Source organism: Kribbella sp. CWNU-51 (genome assembly GCF_054073265.1).
Map to the genome: position 1 here is coordinate 40,235 of NZ_JBSXMZ010000039.1, position 14,704 is coordinate 54,938.

The following is a 14,704-nucleotide window of genomic DNA, read 5'->3' on the forward strand; positions in this document are numbered from 1 at the left end:
CTTATTTGCTCCCGGACTTGTACTTGTCGTAGGCCTGCTGGTTGATCTCCAGGTACCGCGGCATGCCGGTGCTGTCGAGACCCTTCACGAAGGCGTCCCAGTCGGTGTCGATGTTCTTCGAGCCGGTGATGAAGGCCAACTGGTTCTGGTTCACGTAGCTGTTCAGGTTGGTCTGCAGCGTGGCCAGCTCACCACTGAGGCTCGGGTCCGGCCACACGAAGGACTGCGGGAACCACTGCGACTTGTCCTCGTGACCCTCGTACTGCTTGGTCGCCTCGAACAGCCGGCGCTCGAGACCCGCACCGGTGTAGATGTCCTTCGGCACGACCTGCGCGTTCCGGTAGGCCAGCGTGTTGTTGTACTGCGCCAGCGCGCCCCAGTTGATGTTCTTCGGCGCGTTCTGGACCGGGTTGTACATCGGCTTGGTGCTCGCGTCGAGTGCGATCTCACCGGCCTTGGGCTTGTTCCAGCCGACACCCTCCGGACCCATGGTGGCGGTCATCTGGCCCTCGTCGGTGAAGATGTAGTCCAGCATCTTGATCGCCGCGACCTGGGCCTCCTTGCTGGCCTTGTTGGTCAGCATGAACGTGTAGCCGGTGGAGGTCGGGTGGTTGTACCCGGTGTAGCTCTTACCCTCCGGACCGGTCAGCGGCGGCACCGAGTCGTATTGCTTGTCCCGGCCGTCCTTCGAGTCCAGCTGGACGAAGATGCCCGGCCAGAGCACCGGCACGGAGCCGAGCACGACCGCCTTCGGGTTGTTGCCCTGGGCCTGCAGCGCCTGCGCGTTCTGGGTGAACGCGGCCTGGTCGATCAGGCCTTCCTTGTAGAGGGAGGCGATGTACTTCAGGCCTTCCTTCCACTGCGGCGAGGTCACCGGGGTGACCACCTTGTCGCCGTTCAGCGTGAGCAGCGAGCGGACACCGTTGTTCGCGCCGACCGGGTCGTACGCGAACGCGTTCATCAGGTAGGCGATCAGGCTGCTGTCCTGCGGGTCGGTCGTCATCGGGATCTCGTCGGCCTTGCCGTTGCCGTTCGGGTCCTTGGTCTTGAACGCCTCGAGCACCTTGCGCAGGTCCTCGGTCGTCTTCGGCACCTGCAGGCCGAGCTTCTTCAGCCAGGCGCTGTTGATCCACAGCTTGTCCGGGTAGGTGCAGTGGTAGCAGTCGGCCCACTCGGGGAGCGCGTAGATGTGACCGTCCGGTGCGGTCGCCATCTCCTTGTACTCCTTGTTGGAGTCCAGCACCTTCTGGATGTTCGGCGCGTTCTCCTTGATCAGGTCTTCCAGCGGTACGGCGACGCCCTGCTGGCCGAGCTTCAGCACCTCGGCCTGGGTGAAGGCGTCGATCCACGGGATCAGGAAGAACAGGTCCGGGTAGTCGCCACTGGCCAGCGCGATCTGCCGCTTCTCCTTGGCCGGCCCGCCGTCGTACGTCGTGGTCTGCCAGCGGAACTGGATCTTGAACTTGTCGCTGATGATCTTGGTCACCGCGTTGGTGTCCAGGTTGGTGTTCTGGTCGGCCGGGGTGAAGGTGTCGATGATCACCTTGCCGTCGGACGAGGTCTCGTTCGCCGCCCCCTTGGCCGACTTGTCCGAACTGCACGCCGCCAGGGCGAGCGCACCGGCCGCGGCCAGCGCAACGACCTTGCTCACGGATGAGCGCATTGCTGTGTTCCTCTCTGAAGTGGGCTTTCAGCCCTTGACCGCGCCGACCATCACGCCCTTGGTGAAGTGGCGGGCGACGAACGGGTAGATGATCAGTACGGGCAGACTCGAGATGACGATGAGCGCGTACTTGAGGACGTTGGCCAGCTGTTGCTGGTCGAGCTGCTGGGCCAGGTTCTGGGTGGTCGAGCCACCCGCAACGGTGTTCAGGATCAGCACGTTGCGCAGCACGATCTGCAACGGATAGAGGCTGGGGTCCTTGAGGTAGACGAGTGCGTCGAAGTAGCTGTTCCACTGGAAGATCACGTACATCAGCGCGATCACCGCGATCACCGGCTTGGACAGCGGCAGCACGATCGACCAGAGGAAGCGCAGGTCGCTGGCCCCGTCGATGGTGGCCGCCTCGTACAGCTCGTCCGGGATGGTCGAGCGGAAGAACGTCCGCGCGATGATCACCTGCCAGACCCCGATCGCGCTCGGGATCACCATCGCCCACCGGGTGTTCAGCATGCCCAGGTCCTGCACCACCAGGTACGTCGGAATCAGGCCGCCCGAGAACAGCATGGTGAAGATCAGCACGCTCATGATCACGTTGCGGCCGAAGAAGGTCCGGCGGGACAACGGGTAGGCGATCGCGATCGTCAGCGTGACGCTGATCAGCGTGCCGCCGATCGCGTAGATGAACGAGTTCAGGTAGCCCTGCATGATCTGCGGGTCGCCGAAGGCCACCTTGTACGCCTTCAGGCTCGGCTCGATCGGCCAGAGCAGCACTCGGCCGCCACTCACCGCCGACGCGCTGCTGAACGAGTTGGCGATGATGTAGATCAGCGGGATGGTGACGACGAGCAGCGCGATCCAGAGCATGATCTTGACGCCGATCAGGAAGATCCGGTCGGTCGTCGTCTCCTCGATCGTGGTGCGCTCCGACCGCTTGTCCGCCGTACGCCGGAAGCCCTGCAACGTAACGCTCATGACCACAGTCCGTTCCCTGTGATGCGCTTGGCCGCGAAGTTCACGCCAAGCAGGAGGAAGAGGTTGATCACCGAGTTGAACAGCCCGATCGCCGTCGCCATGCTGAAGTCGGCGTTCAGCAGGCCGGTCTTGTAGACGTAGGTCGCGATGATCTCCGACTGGGCCAGGTTCAGCGGGTTCTGCAGCAGGAAGGCCTTCTCGAACCCGATCGACATGATGTTTCCGACGCCGAGCACCAGGATGATCACCGCGGTCGGCATGATCCCGGGCAGGTCGACGTGCCGGATCCGCTGCAGCCGGCTGGCCCCGTCGATCCGGGCCGACTCGTGCAGCGCCGGGTCGATGCCGGACAACGCGGCCAGGTAGATCACCGCCGAGTACCCGGTGGTCTGCCACACGTCCGACCAGACGTAGATGTGGCGGAAGTAGTTCGGGTTGCCGAGGAAGTCGACCGCGGGTACGCCGAACAGGCCGATCGCGTCGTTGACGAACCCCAACCGCGGCGACAGCACCAGGATCGTCATCGAGACGACCACCACGGTAGAGATGAAGTACGGCGCGTAGGTGACCAGCTGGGTGACCTTCTTGAACCGGCCGTTGCGGATCTCGTTCAGCGCGATGGCCAGCACGATCGGGATCGGGAAGCTGGCCAGCACGGTATAGGCGGCCAAGAAGAACGTGTTCTTCACCAGGGTCCAGAACACCGGGTTCTGGAAGAACAGTTCGAAGTTGCGGAACCCGACCCAGTCACTGCCCCACGGGCCCTTGATGGGGCTGTAGTCCTTGAACGCGATCACCGCGTTGGTGATCGGGATGTACTTGAAGATGACGAAGTACGCGAGCGGTACGACGATCAGCAGGTAGAGCTGCCAGTGCCGGCGCAGGCTGCGGCCGGCCGCGGTCCGGCGGCTGGTCCTGGGGATGTTCCGGGCGGTTTTCACCGCCTCCCGGGGTGCCGGTGCCGGCGGCGCCGGTTTGACCTCGAAGGTTGCGCTCACTCCGCATCCTTTCCCTCACGCGCTGGAGTGGAACCGATATCCGATAGGATCTCGGGTTTCGCTACCCCGGAGGATGGCACAGAACCCCCGGCAGCGGAAGACTCTCCGGCCCCGTCGATACTGGACGGTGACCGATCGGCTCAGATCCCTTCAGTACAAGGGATTTCCCGCTTTGCCCTGGGCAACCAAGCTTCGGAAAACGCCGAATGATCCGATGGCACGCCACCGGATCCAGGCACATACCGACTCTGCCCGGGGTCGCTCTGAGCCACCGACACCGGACCGAACCAGAATTTATTTCCTCTGTGAACTATATTGCAGTCAACCCGGCGGAACCAGTCCATGTCAAGACCTGACATGCCCGAGCCGGCTGTCGATGGTAGCCGGACAGCAACCCGGCGCCCGATGCACCCGGGCGATCACGAACCCGCACCACATCAAGACCGAACAGGGCAGCGACGCTCGACGTAGCTGACAGGCTGGCTCATCGTCCTTCTCCAGGGGCATGGCGCAGTGACGGCGCCTTCTCGTGACGGGCGGCCACGTCGATGGCCCAGTGCGCCAGCGCGTGGAGTGCGTCGGGATTGAGTTCGTGCCAGCGATGCCGGCCGACCAGGGTGGTCCGCACGACCTCGGCGGTCTGCAGGATCTTCAGGTGCTGCGAGACGGCGGGCCGGCTGATCGGGAACAGTTCGGCCAGTTGCCCGGTCGTCGCCGGCCCCTGCGCCAGCCGCGCCACGATCCGCCGCCGCGACCCATCGGCCACCGCGGTCAGTACGGCGCCCACCACGATCGTCATGCCGTCCTCGTCAGACCCGTAAGCCAGACCTTACGCGTAAGAATCTACTTACGCAATCAGGCGAAAACCTGACCCGACCATCACGGGGGAACGGCCGGGCCAGGCACTATCGATGGTACTCCTGATCACCAGCAGTGGTCGGGTAATTCGGAGGCGGACGCGCCGGGTCTTCGCCTACGCTGAGCGCCATGCAAACCCGCTCCTGAAAGCGCACCTCCGCAGCTCGACCGCAGCATCGCCGGTGAGTCGCCGTCGTGCGTAACGTCAAGCGTTTGACCCACCCCGGGTCGCGCTTCGCCAGGCCACGCACGCTTTCGGGAGCAACCCACGATGTCTCTGCCTGCCTACCGGTCCGCCGACCCGGCGCGGACCTATTTCGCCTACAACGGCGCCTGGGCGTTTCTCTCCGCGCTGACCTTCACGCTCAGCATGGTGTACTACGTCCGCGACGCCGGTCTGGACCCACTCCAGATGGTCCTGGTCGGGACCACCCTCGAGCTCGCCTGCTTCCTGTTCGAGATCCCGACCGGCCTCGTCGCCGACCTGTACAGCCGCCGGCTGTCCGTCATCATCGGCGTCGCGCTGATCGGCGCCGGCTTCCTGCTGCAGGGACTGGTGCCGGCGTTCCTCGCGATCCTCGCCGCCCAGGTGCTCTGGGGCCTCGGCTACACCTTCACCTCCGGCGCCGACCAGGCCTGGATCACCGACGAGATCGGGACCGAACGCGCCGCGACGGTGTTCGTCCGCAGCCAGCAGATCAGCCTGGCCGCGAAGATCGCCGGCACCGTCGCGGCCGGAGCGCTCGGCCTGATCAACCTGCCGCTCCCGATGACGCTGTCCGGCGCCGGGATGATCCTGCTCGCCCTGACCCTGGCTGTCTTCATGCGGGAGCAGAACTTCCACCGGACCCCGCCCGAGGAACGCGAGACCTTCCGGCAGATGGCCGAGACCTTCAAGCACGGACTCGCGGTCGCCCGGCGGCGTCCCGTCGTACGGACGCTAGTGGTGATCAGCCTGATCTCCGGACTGTCCAGCGAGGCGTTCGACCGGCTGTGGTCGGTCAAGATCCTGAATTTCGACTTCCCGACCGTGTTCGGCACGTCGGATCCGGCGTTCTGGTTCACAGTCCTGGCCCTGATCGGCACGCTGCTGTCCCTGGTCAGCTCGGTCGCGCTGAACCGGCTGTCGCCTGACCGCATGAGCGCCACGCATCCGAACGGCGTACTCGCGCTGCTCTCCGGCTTGCAGGTGGTCGGAGTGATCGCGTTCGCGCTGCTCGGTCACCTCTGGCTGGCCCTGGGTGCGATGTGGCTCAACACGATCGCCGGCACCCTCGCCTACCCGATCGAGTCCGCCTGGCTCAACCGGCACGTCGACTCCCGGTCCCGCGCGACCGTGATCTCGATGGTGTCCCAGGCGAACGCCATCGGCCAGGTCGTCGGCGGTCCGCCGCTGGGTGCTCTGGCCGGCCGTACGTCGCTCCGCACCGCACTGCTGGCGTCGGGTCTGATCCTCACGCCGATCCCGCTGCTCTACCTCCGGCTCCGCCCTGCCCGCGCCGATCAAAAGCAGCCGGATCCGGTGTGAGGCGGACCGCCGGTCAGTCGTCGATGCGGACCTCGACCTGGCGGCGGTCGTACGACGATTTGATCAGGCTGGCGATCGTGGTGACGAAGAGGGTGCCGACGATGAAGCCGAGCGACGTCAGGATGCCGATGTGCGGCAGGTGGATCGCGCCGACGTCGTCGATGTGCGAGCCGTGCAGCGCCTCGATGATCAGCTTCACGCCGATGAACGCGAGGATCACCGACAGGCCGACGTTCAGGTAGATGATCCGCTCCAGCAGGCCGCCGATCAGGAAGTACAGCTGGCGCAGACCCATCAGCGCGAAGGCGTTCGCGGTCAGCACGATGTAGGCGTCCTGGGTGAGCCCGAAGATCGCCGGGATCGAGTCGAGCGCGAAGATCACGTTCGCCATCCCGATCGCCGCGATCACGATCACCAGCGGCGTCACCAGCCGACGGCCGTCGATCCGGGTGGTCAGCTTGGGGCCGTCGTAATCGTGCGACAGCGGCAGGATCCGGCGCAGCCCGCGCAGGCCGGCGTTCTCCTGGAAGTCGGCCTCGTCGTTCTCGCCCTCGAACGCCAGCCGGACCGCGGTGTAGACCAGGAACGCGCCGAAGATGTAGAAGACCCAACTGGCCGCCGAGATCGCCGCCGCGCCGGCCAGGATGAAGATCGCCCGCAGGATCATCGACACCACGATGCCGATGTAGAGCACCTTGTCCTTCGCCAGGCTCGGTACGGCGAATCGCGCCATGATGATCACGAACACGAACAGGTTGTCGACACTCAGGCTGTACTCGGTGATGTACCCGGCGACGAACTCACCGCCGCTCTGCCCCGGACTGAACACGAACAGCCCGACGGCGAACAGCCCGGCCAGGCCGACGTAGAACAGCACCCAGCGGGTCGCGTCCTTGATCGTCACCGCGCGGTTGCGCCGGGCGATCACGACCAGGTCGAAGGCGACGATCGCGAGCAGCCCGATGATCGTGAGAATCCACACGGCAGGGGACATGGCTGAAACCACGATAAACCTCCGGACGACGGCGTACAGCTCGGTCCGGAGGTCTCTTCCACCCGGAATCTCCGGGCCGGCAGCACCGGTTCGGCCGCCCAGGCCTCCCGTGATGACGACACTGCCGTAGTCGGGCCGGCGGTAGCCGTGGCCCGAGAGGAATACTCCCCTCCACAAACGCACCGAGTGTATCCGGATCCGATGACTCCCACCGTGCACCAGATCACAATCGGCGTGCTCCTAGATCGTATACCGCATACAGACCCCGCGCCAGATGAACTGCTGGTGAAAAAGTTTCCGGATTGACTGAGGGCTGGGAGACGCGTGCTTCGCCATCACTCACCCCGACACCTGCGGGGTCACCGGGATGTCCCGGCGTACCTGCGGCTTCCGGCACTCCACGACCAACCTGTGCAACGGTTCACGGGTGGTCACGTCGATCGCGGACTGTGGTCCGCAGACCGACCTGTTCTGAGGCGAACGCGCCTGCTGCGGCGGGACGTGCGCCTCCAACCGGATCCTCGACCTGACGCCGGCCGCGTTCTCCGCGATCGCGAGCCTCAGCGCGGGTCTGATCCCCGGTGCGATCGACGTCGGCTGAGAGGAGAGCTGAGATGACTTCCACGATGGACCGCCGCTCCCTGCTCACCCGCGCCGCATTCGGTGCCACGGGCCTGGTCGCCGCGACGGCGATGGGCTCACTCGCCCCGGAGACCGCGTTCGCCGCGGCCTCGCAGTTCCCCGAACCCGGACAACCGGACCCGAACTTCGCCGAAGGCCTGATCACCGGCCGGAACTCCGATCTCCTGCAGGTCAAGGGATCCGACGGCCGGCTGCACCGGATCCAGCTGACCGGCGTGACCAGCGTCTGGAAGCTCCGGCCGACCACGATCGATCAGGCCCGGATCGGCGACGGCCTGTACGCGCGCGGCGTACTGATGCCGGACGGCACCCTGGCCGCCGAGTCGGTCTGGATCAACATCGTCAACCTCACCGTGAGCATCACCTCGATCGGGCGCTCGGCACTGCAACTCGACCACCACGGCGAGAAGGTCGTCGGGTACGTGCAGCCCGGGTTCACCGCGGCCGCCTACAACGGAACTCCCGCGGTGTCGGACCTGTCGATGCTCGAGGTCGGCCGGCACGCCCAGGTGATCGGCGCCTGGCGACCGGGGACCAACGCGATCGACATCGCGACGATCTACACGTCGAACTGAGCGGGAGGCCGCGATGTTCGCACAGCAGGTGGCGGCCGCCCAGCCGCTGCTGATCGGATTACTCCTGCTCTGGTCGTCGTACGGCAAGTTCACCGGTGCGGAGCAGGCACGTCGTACGGCGTTGCCGCGCTTGGCCGGCGAGTCACGCGCGGTCCCGGCGTACCGCTTGGTCGGTGTCGCCGAGGCCGTGATCGGTACGGCGCTGTTGGTGCCGCCGGCGTGGATCGTCGAGGCGGTCGCGGCGGTTGCGCTGGCTGTCGGCTTCACCGGGTACCTGGTCTACGCCAAGATCGTCGTCCCCGAGGCGTCCTGCGGCTGCATCGGCACGTCGGCCAAACCGGTTGGCCGGCGGGCGATCGCTCGCGCTTTGTTGCTACTAGCAACGGCCTTGGTCGCGACTACTGCCAGTGCCGGGTGGTGGTCGGCCGGGCCCGCGACGGCCGTGCTGGTGCTGGAGGCTGCCGTGTTCGTCATGCTGTCCGCCGAGCTGGATCGGTATTGGCTACTGCCGTTGCGTCGGCTACGGGTGCGGGTCTCGCATCCACTAGCCGGTACGGCGACTGACGGCGTACCGCTGGCGGCCACGCAACGGCGGCTGCTGCTCAGCCCGGCGTATCGCGCGGTCGACGGGCTGCTGCGGTCCGATATCCGCGACTACTGGGACGACGAGGACTGGCGGTTCGTCAGCTACACCGCCAGGTACGACGGCCGCTCGGCGACCGCTGTGTTCGCCGTACCGCATCACGACCCCACGCCGGAATCCGTCCGGGTCGCCGTCGTCGACGAGACGTCAGGTCAGACCCTCTACCGTCCCTCGGTGCTCGCCACCGCCTAGAACGGCGATGCCCTCGCGGAGCGGCTGCTCCGCGAGGGCTTGGTGCTGCTCGAGTGTTGACACCGGGCGGTGTCGATGGTGTGATGCGGCCTATGGTTAGGAAGCTTTCCTAATGGTTAGTGGATTCCCTGCAGCTCCTCCCCCGAAATTCCACTAGCCCCGGCCGCCGGGTCGCCCTACCACCTGGGGGTGACCCGGTGCCGGCTTGCCGCGGGGTTGTTCAGCGCAAGGCGTGTCTGTCGGCCCAGGCGGAGATCTCGGTGCCGATCTCCTTGGGACGGTCCTCCGGCGCATGGTGACCGGCCTCGCCGCCATGGACGATCTCGAGCGCGGCGACGTTGGCGGCGCACCACTCGGCCAGCTTCGTGCCGATCAGCAACGTCGGTGAACCCTCGAAGGTGATCAGCAGCTTGGGTACGTCGGCGCTGCGGCCGAGCCAGTCGTCGTACCGGTTGATGCGCGTGACGAGTTCGGCCGGTTCGCCGCCGAGTGGGAGTTGACGGGCCCAGGCGAGGATCGGCCGGCGGGACTCGGGCGTCGGGTACGGCGCCAGGTAGGTCTGCAGATCCACGTCGCCGACCGGGGTGAGGACGCCGCCGGTGAACGCTTGGCGGACGAAGAGGTTCTGCTCGAGGACGAGATCCTCACCGGCTCCCGGCGTACGGATCAGCTGGGATCGCTCCCGGGCCTGCGGCGTCACGTCCTCCCAGGCCATCGGCTTGACGATGCTTTCCAGGAAGGCGATTCCCAGGACGCGTTCCGGATGCCGCGACGCCCAGTCGAAGGCGAGCGCGCCGCCCCAGTCGTGGCCGACCAGGATGACCCGATCGAGACCGAGCGCGTCGAACCACGCGTCCAGGTAGCGCGCGTGGTCGGCGAAGGTGTAGTCGAGCTCGGGCTTGCCGGAGCGGCCCATGCCGATGAGGTCGGGGGTGAGCAGTCGGCCGCTGCCGACGTACGGCAGAACGTTGCGCCAGATGTGGGACGAGGCGGGATTGCCGTGCAGGAAGACGATCGGCGTGCCGCTGCCGGTGTCGCCGTAGTGGATGGTGGAGTCGAGTACTTCGCTATCGGGCATGGTTGTCCCTTTCAGAGTTCGGTGTCGAGCAGCTCGGTGAGATCCGCGACGAAGCTCTTCGTGCGCGCGCCGCGGCGACCACCGAGCGGCGCCAGGAGCTTGTCGAGCAACGCGGCGACTTCCGCGATGGCGGGCTGGATGGTCTCGCGCCCCTTCGCGGTCAGCTCGAGGCGCATCGTGCGGGTGTCGGTGGTATCGCGGGTGCGCTGGATCAGGCCGTCGCCGTCGAGGCTGCGAGCCAGCTTGGAGACATACAGCGCCTCGAGCCCGGTGTGGTCGGCCAACTCTCGCTGACTCGGCACCTGCCCGGCCCGCTCCATCCCGTACAGGGACGCCAGCATCACGTACTGCGCGTGCGTCAACCCATCCGGCGCCAACGCCCGATCAACCGCCACCCGCCACTTCATGGACAACCGCCACACCAAATGCCCCGGCGTCGGCTCACTCGTCGTGCTCACATCAAATACTGTACATGGCTACTAAGTACATGGCTACTATCTGGCCGGCCGGCTCGGGGACGCGTGAGATCACGAGTCGCGGCCGAAGTCGGCGTACGCCGGGTGGCCGCTGGTCAGGGCTTGTTGGGCCAGGGCCAGGCGGCGGGTCATCGAGGGGCGGAGGTGCGGGGTGGCCTCGGTGAGGGTCAGGAACTGGGCGGTACGGACCTCGATGGGGTCGAGGGTGAGCTCGTCGCCGTCGAGGATGCCGCCGTCGAAGATGAACGCGAGGGCGTCGGTCCAGGGACCCAGGACGGGAACCCAGTCGACGACGAGGAGGGCGCCGATCTCGCGGTCGAGGCCGATCTCCTCCTTCACCTCGCGGCGACAGGCGTCGTACGGCGATTCGTCGTACTCGGCGATCCCGCCGGGGATGTCGAGGGTCGGCTTGTAGGTGGGTTCGAGGAAGAGGATGCGGCCTGCGGGGTCGCGGATCAGGGCGCCTCCGGCGACGGTCTTGTGCGGGAGGCGGGCCGCGATCCCGGGATTGAACTCCTTCTCGGGCTCACCTTCGGCGACGAGATCATCCTGTCGGTTCACGCGCCTAGTCTCGTACAACCACTGCGAGGAGGCTGGAATGCTACGAGGACGTTCGGCGAAGGGCCACTGGTTCGGCACGGTGATCGATGCGCCGGATCCGCAGGCGCTCGGGCTGTTCTACCACGAGGTGCTCGGCTGGAAGATCCACAAGAACGAGCCCGACGAGTTCACCCTGGTGGTGCCCGGCAACTCCGAGACCTATTTGGCCTTCCAGGCGCAGACATCCGCTCCCTGGGCCCGCCCGGTGTGGCCGGCGGCAGAGGGTCAGCAGCAGATGATGATGCACCTCGACATCGAGGTCGGCGACCTGGAGGCCGCCGTCGACCATGCGCTGGAGCTGGGCGCGACCCTCGCCGACTTCCAGCCCCAACAGGACGTCCGGGTCCTCCTCGACCCAGCCGGCCACCCCTTCTGCCTCTACGCCAACGGCTGAGCCAGTCGCTCTATACCTGACCGAGGTCGCGGGTCATCCAGATCGTGTCGCCGCGCTCGGGATCCGCGGTGACGCGATCGCTGCGGTAGAAGCCGAGCTTCTCCAGCACGCGGAACGCCGCCGCGTTCCAGTCCCGCACCGTCGCCCAGAGCCTTTCGCGTCGCATGTTCGCCGCCGCCTCGACGACGAGCCCGCGATACTCCTCCGCGTCCGCTGGGCGCCACCTGCGCAGCCGCAGCCGTTCGGTCTCCAGTTCCGCCGGGAACGCTCCGAAGCTCGACACCAGCTCAACCTAGCCCAGCCGGCCCTCACCAACTGACGCGCATCCAATCGATCAGTTTTCAAGAAGCGGGTGCAGTGGGCGGGTCGTAGCGTGAGGATTGTTCACACCGGAGCTCACAGATAGGACCCTCCAATGGCTGCCACGCGGAAGACCACGACGTCGAAGCAGAAGTCGTACGACGGCTTCACCGCCGAGGAGCGGGATGCGATGAAGGAGCGCGCCAAGGAACTCAAGGCCGCCCGCGGCAAGGCGGAGGACGAGACCGCCGTACTGGAGAAGATCGCCGAGATGAGCGACGCGGACCGCGCGATCGCCGAACGGGTCCACGCCATCGTCAAGGCCAACGCCCCCGAGCTCAGCCCGAAGCTCTGGTACGGCCAGCCCGCCTACGCCAAAGCCGGCAAGGTCGTCTGCTTCTTCCAGCCCGCCGACAAGTTCGGCACCCGCTACTCCACCTTCGGCTTCAACGACTCCGCCCACCTCGACGACGGCACCATGTGGCCCACCGCGTACGCCCTCACCGAGCTCACCCCCACCACCGAGAAGCAGCTCGCCACCCTGATCAAGAAGGCCGTCAGCTGAGCCAGTTGACCCGGTGCGCCTGGTAACCATGGGACGCTACGAAGCCGTTCTGCCAGCTTGGGTCAGCATGACTTATGGCCCGCCGCCCGAATCGAACGCGTACTCCGGACCGACACCGCCGTACCCTCAGCAGCAGCCCTGGACCGACCCGCATGGTCGCGGCTGGCCCGGTGGACCGACTCAGGTGGCGCCGGTCTTCGTCCAGACGCCGAACCACTGCTCTGCGTCGAACTCCTTGAAGCGCTCCACTTCAGCAAAGCCCAGGCGCTCGGCCAGCCGAACCGAGGGTTCGTTGGCGGACTGGGTACAGAGCACGACGGGCTCGCCGGGCAGAACCTCCGTCACCCACTCCAGCGCAGCGCCCACGGCCTCAGTCGCATAGCCGCGACCCCAAGCGCGTACGTCGTCAGACGCGAACAGGTCGATGAAGCCGGGGCGGTCGCGGGCCTCGGTCTCGCGCAGCAGCAACCGCGCTGTCCGGATTGGCGTCGGCGGCCACGGAACGTCTACCAGCTCGGTCACGCCGCAAACCTTAGACGCCGACCTCCCGCCGCAACCTCCTGAGACAGCTCGGTCTGGTACCCGGTGTCACTTGCCGCCGAATGTCTCCAAGAGCTCCTGACGCTCGGCGTCGGTGAGGTTCGTGTCGATGAGCTTGCTGTGCATGCCGTGGAATCGTTCGCCGACCCGGTCGAGATCGCCGTGCTCGGTGACCACGAAGAGGGCCGAGGTTCCTGGTGTCACCTCGGTGCGGATCTTCTGGAGCTGCTCCTTGGTGATGCCGCTGTCCTGGGTCATTTTGCTGATCGCGCCGATCGCGGCCCCGGCAACGCCACCGATCACGGGCACAAAGAACAGGGCACCGACGAGGACCCCCCAGAAAGCTCCCCACCCGGTCCCGCGCCACGTTTCTTCGTGCGATTGCTTGGTGGTCGGGTGCGAATCCTCTTTCGGCCACGAGACGACCGCGTGGTCGAGGATCTTCACCAGCCCGTCCCGCTCGGCGCCCTTGAGGACATCGGCGGCGTGCCCGGCTCCATCCGGCCCATCGAACTTCCACACCGTAAAGGCGGTCATGGTGCACTCCTTGCCTTGATCAACCTGGCGCCCCTCGACTCGGGCAACCCCAGTTCCTGCCTTGTTCTCGTCCAACCCGGCCGCTCACCCGCAGCCGAAGTGCGCACCCACGGCACCGCTCCCATGGTGTCCGCCAGAACCCACGGCAACGTCACCCCACCAGGATGAATCTGACAACCACCCGCCCTCGTCAGTTCAGCGGATGGTAGAGGCCAACTGTCGGTAGGTAGTGACGAGTTCGGACCAGCGGGACTCGGTCTCGGTGGACTCCTGGTGGGCGATGTAGGCGGCGAGATTCTCGGCGTGCATCTGCCAGCCGGCGCCGAAGTACTCGATCTTGTCGAGGGGCAGGCCGCGGATCTCGATGGTCAGGACGGTCTGTGGGCCGGCGGCGGTGAGTGTGGCTTCGACGGTTTGCTCGAAGGGTGGTGGGCCGTTGCCTCGTCGCGCGGACTCGTCCGACTCCCTGGTGGTGATCCGGAGTCGCCGCGGTGGTTCGCACGTGTCGACGCGCCCGATGCTGTTCAGGTCGGCGGACTCGAGGTACAGGGTGAAGGCCCCACCGAGGCGCAGGTCACCTTCGACCTTGCCGTACCACCGGGCCAGTCGCTCCGGGTCGGTGATCGACGACCACAGGTCGTCGATGTCGGTGTCGTACCGGTCCTCGACGCGTACGACGCCCGCACCGTCGGCCACTCCCAGGCGGCCCAGGACGCGACTACCGGGACCTGCATTGCTCGTCATCTGTTACTCCCTTCGCTTACCCCTGGCGATCTCGGTGTGGAGGGCGTCCAGCCGCTGCTCCCAGAGACTGCGATAACGCCCCAGCCATTCGTCGAGCTCGGCCAACGGCTCGGACCGCAAGCTGTAGACCCGCCGCTGCGCCTCCTGCCGGCTGTCCACCAGCCCGGCCTCCCGCAACACCCGCAGATGCCGCGAAACCCCGGGCCGCGCAATCGGCAGGAGCGCCGCCAACTCCCCCGCGGTAGCCGGCCCCGAAGCCAAGGCCTCCACCAAGGTCCGTCGCCCGTCATCAGCCAACGCCCGCAAAACAGCTTCCACCCCTTGAATGTAACCACTGGCGTACGTAACCGTCAAGGTACATAAGTTCGCGGTTGTGTCCTCTGACAGCTCCGGCTACTCGACGAA

The 14,704-nt window shown here is 66.3% G+C and carries 18 protein-coding genes; 5 read left to right on the forward strand and 13 right to left on the reverse strand.

All coding sequences use genetic code 11. From position 1 onward, the window contains the following. Position 1: 1 nt before the first annotated feature. From ACXC9Q_RS31460 to ACXC9Q_RS31475, 4 genes are all read right to left on the reverse strand, one after another. Entirely contained in the window at positions 2 to 1,663 is a 1,662-nt protein-coding gene (locus ACXC9Q_RS31460; RefSeq protein WP_329475249.1) for a type 2 periplasmic-binding domain-containing protein, read from the reverse strand. A gap of 27 nt (positions 1,664 to 1,690) precedes the next feature. After that, positions 1,691 to 2,635: a carbohydrate ABC transporter permease gene (locus tag ACXC9Q_RS31465; protein ID WP_457060265.1), complete on the reverse strand. Its 945-nt coding sequence runs from the start codon at positions 2,633 to 2,635 to the stop codon at positions 1,691 to 1,693. Continuing rightward, on the reverse strand, positions 2,632 to 3,633 hold the full coding sequence (locus ACXC9Q_RS31470) for an ABC transporter permease (protein ID WP_457060266.1): 1,002 nt from the start codon (positions 3,631 to 3,633) through the stop codon (positions 2,632 to 2,634). The genes ACXC9Q_RS31465 and ACXC9Q_RS31470 overlap by 4 nt, the downstream gene beginning before the upstream one ends. 484 nt (positions 3,634 to 4,117) lie before the next feature. Next, the gene (locus tag ACXC9Q_RS31475; RefSeq protein WP_457060268.1) at positions 4,118 to 4,432 is read right to left on the reverse strand and encodes an ArsR/SmtB family transcription factor; all 315 of its coding nucleotides are present in this window, start codon (positions 4,430 to 4,432) and stop codon (positions 4,118 to 4,120) included. 330 nt (positions 4,433 to 4,762) lie between these two features. Here ACXC9Q_RS31475 and ACXC9Q_RS31480 point away from each other — a divergent pair, with 330 nt between their 5' ends. After that, complete coding sequence (locus ACXC9Q_RS31480; protein ID WP_457060270.1) at positions 4,763 to 6,019, forward strand: MFS transporter; 1,257 nt, start codon at positions 4,763 to 4,765, stop codon at positions 6,017 to 6,019. A gap of 13 nt (positions 6,020 to 6,032) precedes the next feature. On the opposite strand, the gene ACXC9Q_RS31485 is transcribed toward ACXC9Q_RS31480, so the two are convergent. Continuing rightward, positions 6,033 to 7,013: a TerC/Alx family metal homeostasis membrane protein gene (locus ACXC9Q_RS31485; RefSeq protein WP_457060272.1), complete on the reverse strand. Its 981-nt coding sequence runs from the start codon at positions 7,011 to 7,013 to the stop codon at positions 6,033 to 6,035. A 614-nt stretch (positions 7,014 to 7,627) separates the two neighbouring features. On the opposite strand from ACXC9Q_RS31485, the gene ACXC9Q_RS31490 reads away from it, so the two are divergent. Both ACXC9Q_RS31490 and ACXC9Q_RS31495 read left to right on the forward strand, forming a co-directional pair. Further along, a complete protein-coding gene (locus ACXC9Q_RS31490; RefSeq protein WP_457060274.1) occupies positions 7,628 to 8,230 on the forward strand; it encodes a cell wall protein in 603 nt (200 codons plus the stop codon). A gap of 13 nt (positions 8,231 to 8,243) precedes the next feature. Next, entirely contained in the window at positions 8,244 to 9,065 is an 822-nt protein-coding gene (locus ACXC9Q_RS31495; RefSeq protein ID WP_457060276.1) for a MauE/DoxX family redox-associated membrane protein, read from the forward strand. A 220-nt stretch (positions 9,066 to 9,285) separates the two neighbouring features. Here the strand turns inward: ACXC9Q_RS31495 and ACXC9Q_RS31500 are convergent, their stop codons facing one another. The 3 genes from ACXC9Q_RS31500 to ACXC9Q_RS31510 form a co-directional block, all read right to left on the reverse strand. Then, complete coding sequence (locus ACXC9Q_RS31500) at positions 9,286 to 10,143, reverse strand: haloalkane dehalogenase (RefSeq protein WP_457060278.1); 858 nt, start codon at positions 10,141 to 10,143, stop codon at positions 9,286 to 9,288. An 11-nt stretch (positions 10,144 to 10,154) separates the two neighbouring features. Then, positions 10,155 to 10,601: a MarR family winged helix-turn-helix transcriptional regulator gene (locus ACXC9Q_RS31505; RefSeq protein ID WP_457060280.1), complete on the reverse strand. Its 447-nt coding sequence runs from the start codon at positions 10,599 to 10,601 to the stop codon at positions 10,155 to 10,157. A gap of 69 nt (positions 10,602 to 10,670) precedes the next feature. Then, positions 10,671 to 11,180 (reverse strand): NUDIX domain-containing protein, encoded by a 510-nt coding sequence (locus tag ACXC9Q_RS31510; protein ID WP_457060281.1) that lies wholly within the window; start codon positions 11,178 to 11,180, stop codon positions 10,671 to 10,673. A 37-nt stretch (positions 11,181 to 11,217) separates the two neighbouring features. Here ACXC9Q_RS31510 and ACXC9Q_RS31515 point away from each other — a divergent pair, with 37 nt between their 5' ends. Next, entirely contained in the window at positions 11,218 to 11,613 is a 396-nt protein-coding gene (locus tag ACXC9Q_RS31515; RefSeq protein ID WP_457060283.1) for a VOC family protein, read from the forward strand. 10 nt (positions 11,614 to 11,623) lie between these two features. Here the strand turns inward: ACXC9Q_RS31515 and ACXC9Q_RS31520 are convergent, their stop codons facing one another. Next, complete coding sequence (locus ACXC9Q_RS31520; protein ID WP_457060285.1) at positions 11,624 to 11,896, reverse strand: hypothetical protein; 273 nt, start codon at positions 11,894 to 11,896, stop codon at positions 11,624 to 11,626. Positions 11,897 to 12,028: 132 nt separating this feature from the next. Here ACXC9Q_RS31520 and ACXC9Q_RS31525 point away from each other — a divergent pair, with 132 nt between their 5' ends. Beyond that, on the forward strand, positions 12,029 to 12,478 hold the full coding sequence (locus tag ACXC9Q_RS31525; RefSeq protein WP_457060287.1) for an iron chaperone: 450 nt from the start codon (positions 12,029 to 12,031) through the stop codon (positions 12,476 to 12,478). Between the two features lie 180 nt (positions 12,479 to 12,658). On the opposite strand, the gene ACXC9Q_RS31530 is transcribed toward ACXC9Q_RS31525, so the two are convergent. From ACXC9Q_RS31530 to ACXC9Q_RS31545, 4 genes are all read right to left on the reverse strand, one after another. After that, complete coding sequence (locus ACXC9Q_RS31530; RefSeq protein ID WP_457060288.1) at positions 12,659 to 13,000, reverse strand: GNAT family N-acetyltransferase; 342 nt, start codon at positions 12,998 to 13,000, stop codon at positions 12,659 to 12,661. 66 nt (positions 13,001 to 13,066) lie between these two features. Beyond that, positions 13,067 to 13,630, reverse strand: a complete 564-nt coding sequence (locus ACXC9Q_RS31535; protein WP_457060289.1) for a DUF1269 domain-containing protein — start codon at positions 13,628 to 13,630, stop codon at positions 13,067 to 13,069. Positions 13,631 to 13,750: 120 nt separating this feature from the next. Beyond that, a complete protein-coding gene (locus ACXC9Q_RS31540) occupies positions 13,751 to 14,299 on the reverse strand; it encodes an SRPBCC domain-containing protein (RefSeq protein WP_457060290.1) in 549 nt (182 codons plus the stop codon). A gap of 3 nt (positions 14,300 to 14,302) precedes the next feature. Then, positions 14,303 to 14,617: an ArsR/SmtB family transcription factor gene (locus ACXC9Q_RS31545; RefSeq protein WP_329475232.1), complete on the reverse strand. Its 315-nt coding sequence runs from the start codon at positions 14,615 to 14,617 to the stop codon at positions 14,303 to 14,305. Positions 14,618 to 14,704: the final 87 nt, after the last annotated feature.

Coding starts and splice junctions, on each gene's coding strand:
- ACXC9Q_RS31460 (WP_329475249.1), bottom strand. CDS start 1,663: ATGCGCTCATCCGTGAGCAAGGTCGTTGCGCTGGCCGCGGCCGGTGCG.
- ACXC9Q_RS31465 (WP_457060265.1), bottom strand. CDS start 2,635: ATGAGCGTTACGTTGCAGGGCTTCCGGCGTACGGCGGACAAGCGGTCG.
- ACXC9Q_RS31475 (WP_457060268.1), bottom strand. CDS start 4,432: ATGACGATCGTGGTGGGCGCCGTACTGACCGCGGTGGCCGATGGGTCG.
- ACXC9Q_RS31480 (WP_457060270.1), top strand. CDS start 4,763: ATGTCTCTGCCTGCCTACCGGTCCGCCGACCCGGCGCGGACCTATTTC.
- ACXC9Q_RS31485 (WP_457060272.1), bottom strand. CDS start 7,013: ATGTCCCCTGCCGTGTGGATTCTCACGATCATCGGGCTGCTCGCGATC.
- ACXC9Q_RS31490 (WP_457060274.1), top strand. CDS start 7,628: ATGACTTCCACGATGGACCGCCGCTCCCTGCTCACCCGCGCCGCATTC.
- ACXC9Q_RS31495 (WP_457060276.1), top strand. CDS start 8,244: ATGTTCGCACAGCAGGTGGCGGCCGCCCAGCCGCTGCTGATCGGATTA.
- ACXC9Q_RS31500 (WP_457060278.1), bottom strand. CDS start 10,143: ATGCCCGATAGCGAAGTACTCGACTCCACCATCCACTACGGCGACACC.
- ACXC9Q_RS31515 (WP_457060283.1), top strand. CDS start 11,218: ATGCTACGAGGACGTTCGGCGAAGGGCCACTGGTTCGGCACGGTGATC.
- ACXC9Q_RS31525 (WP_457060287.1), top strand. CDS start 12,029: ATGGCTGCCACGCGGAAGACCACGACGTCGAAGCAGAAGTCGTACGAC.
- ACXC9Q_RS31540 (WP_457060290.1), bottom strand. CDS start 14,299: ATGACGAGCAATGCAGGTCCCGGTAGTCGCGTCCTGGGCCGCCTGGGA.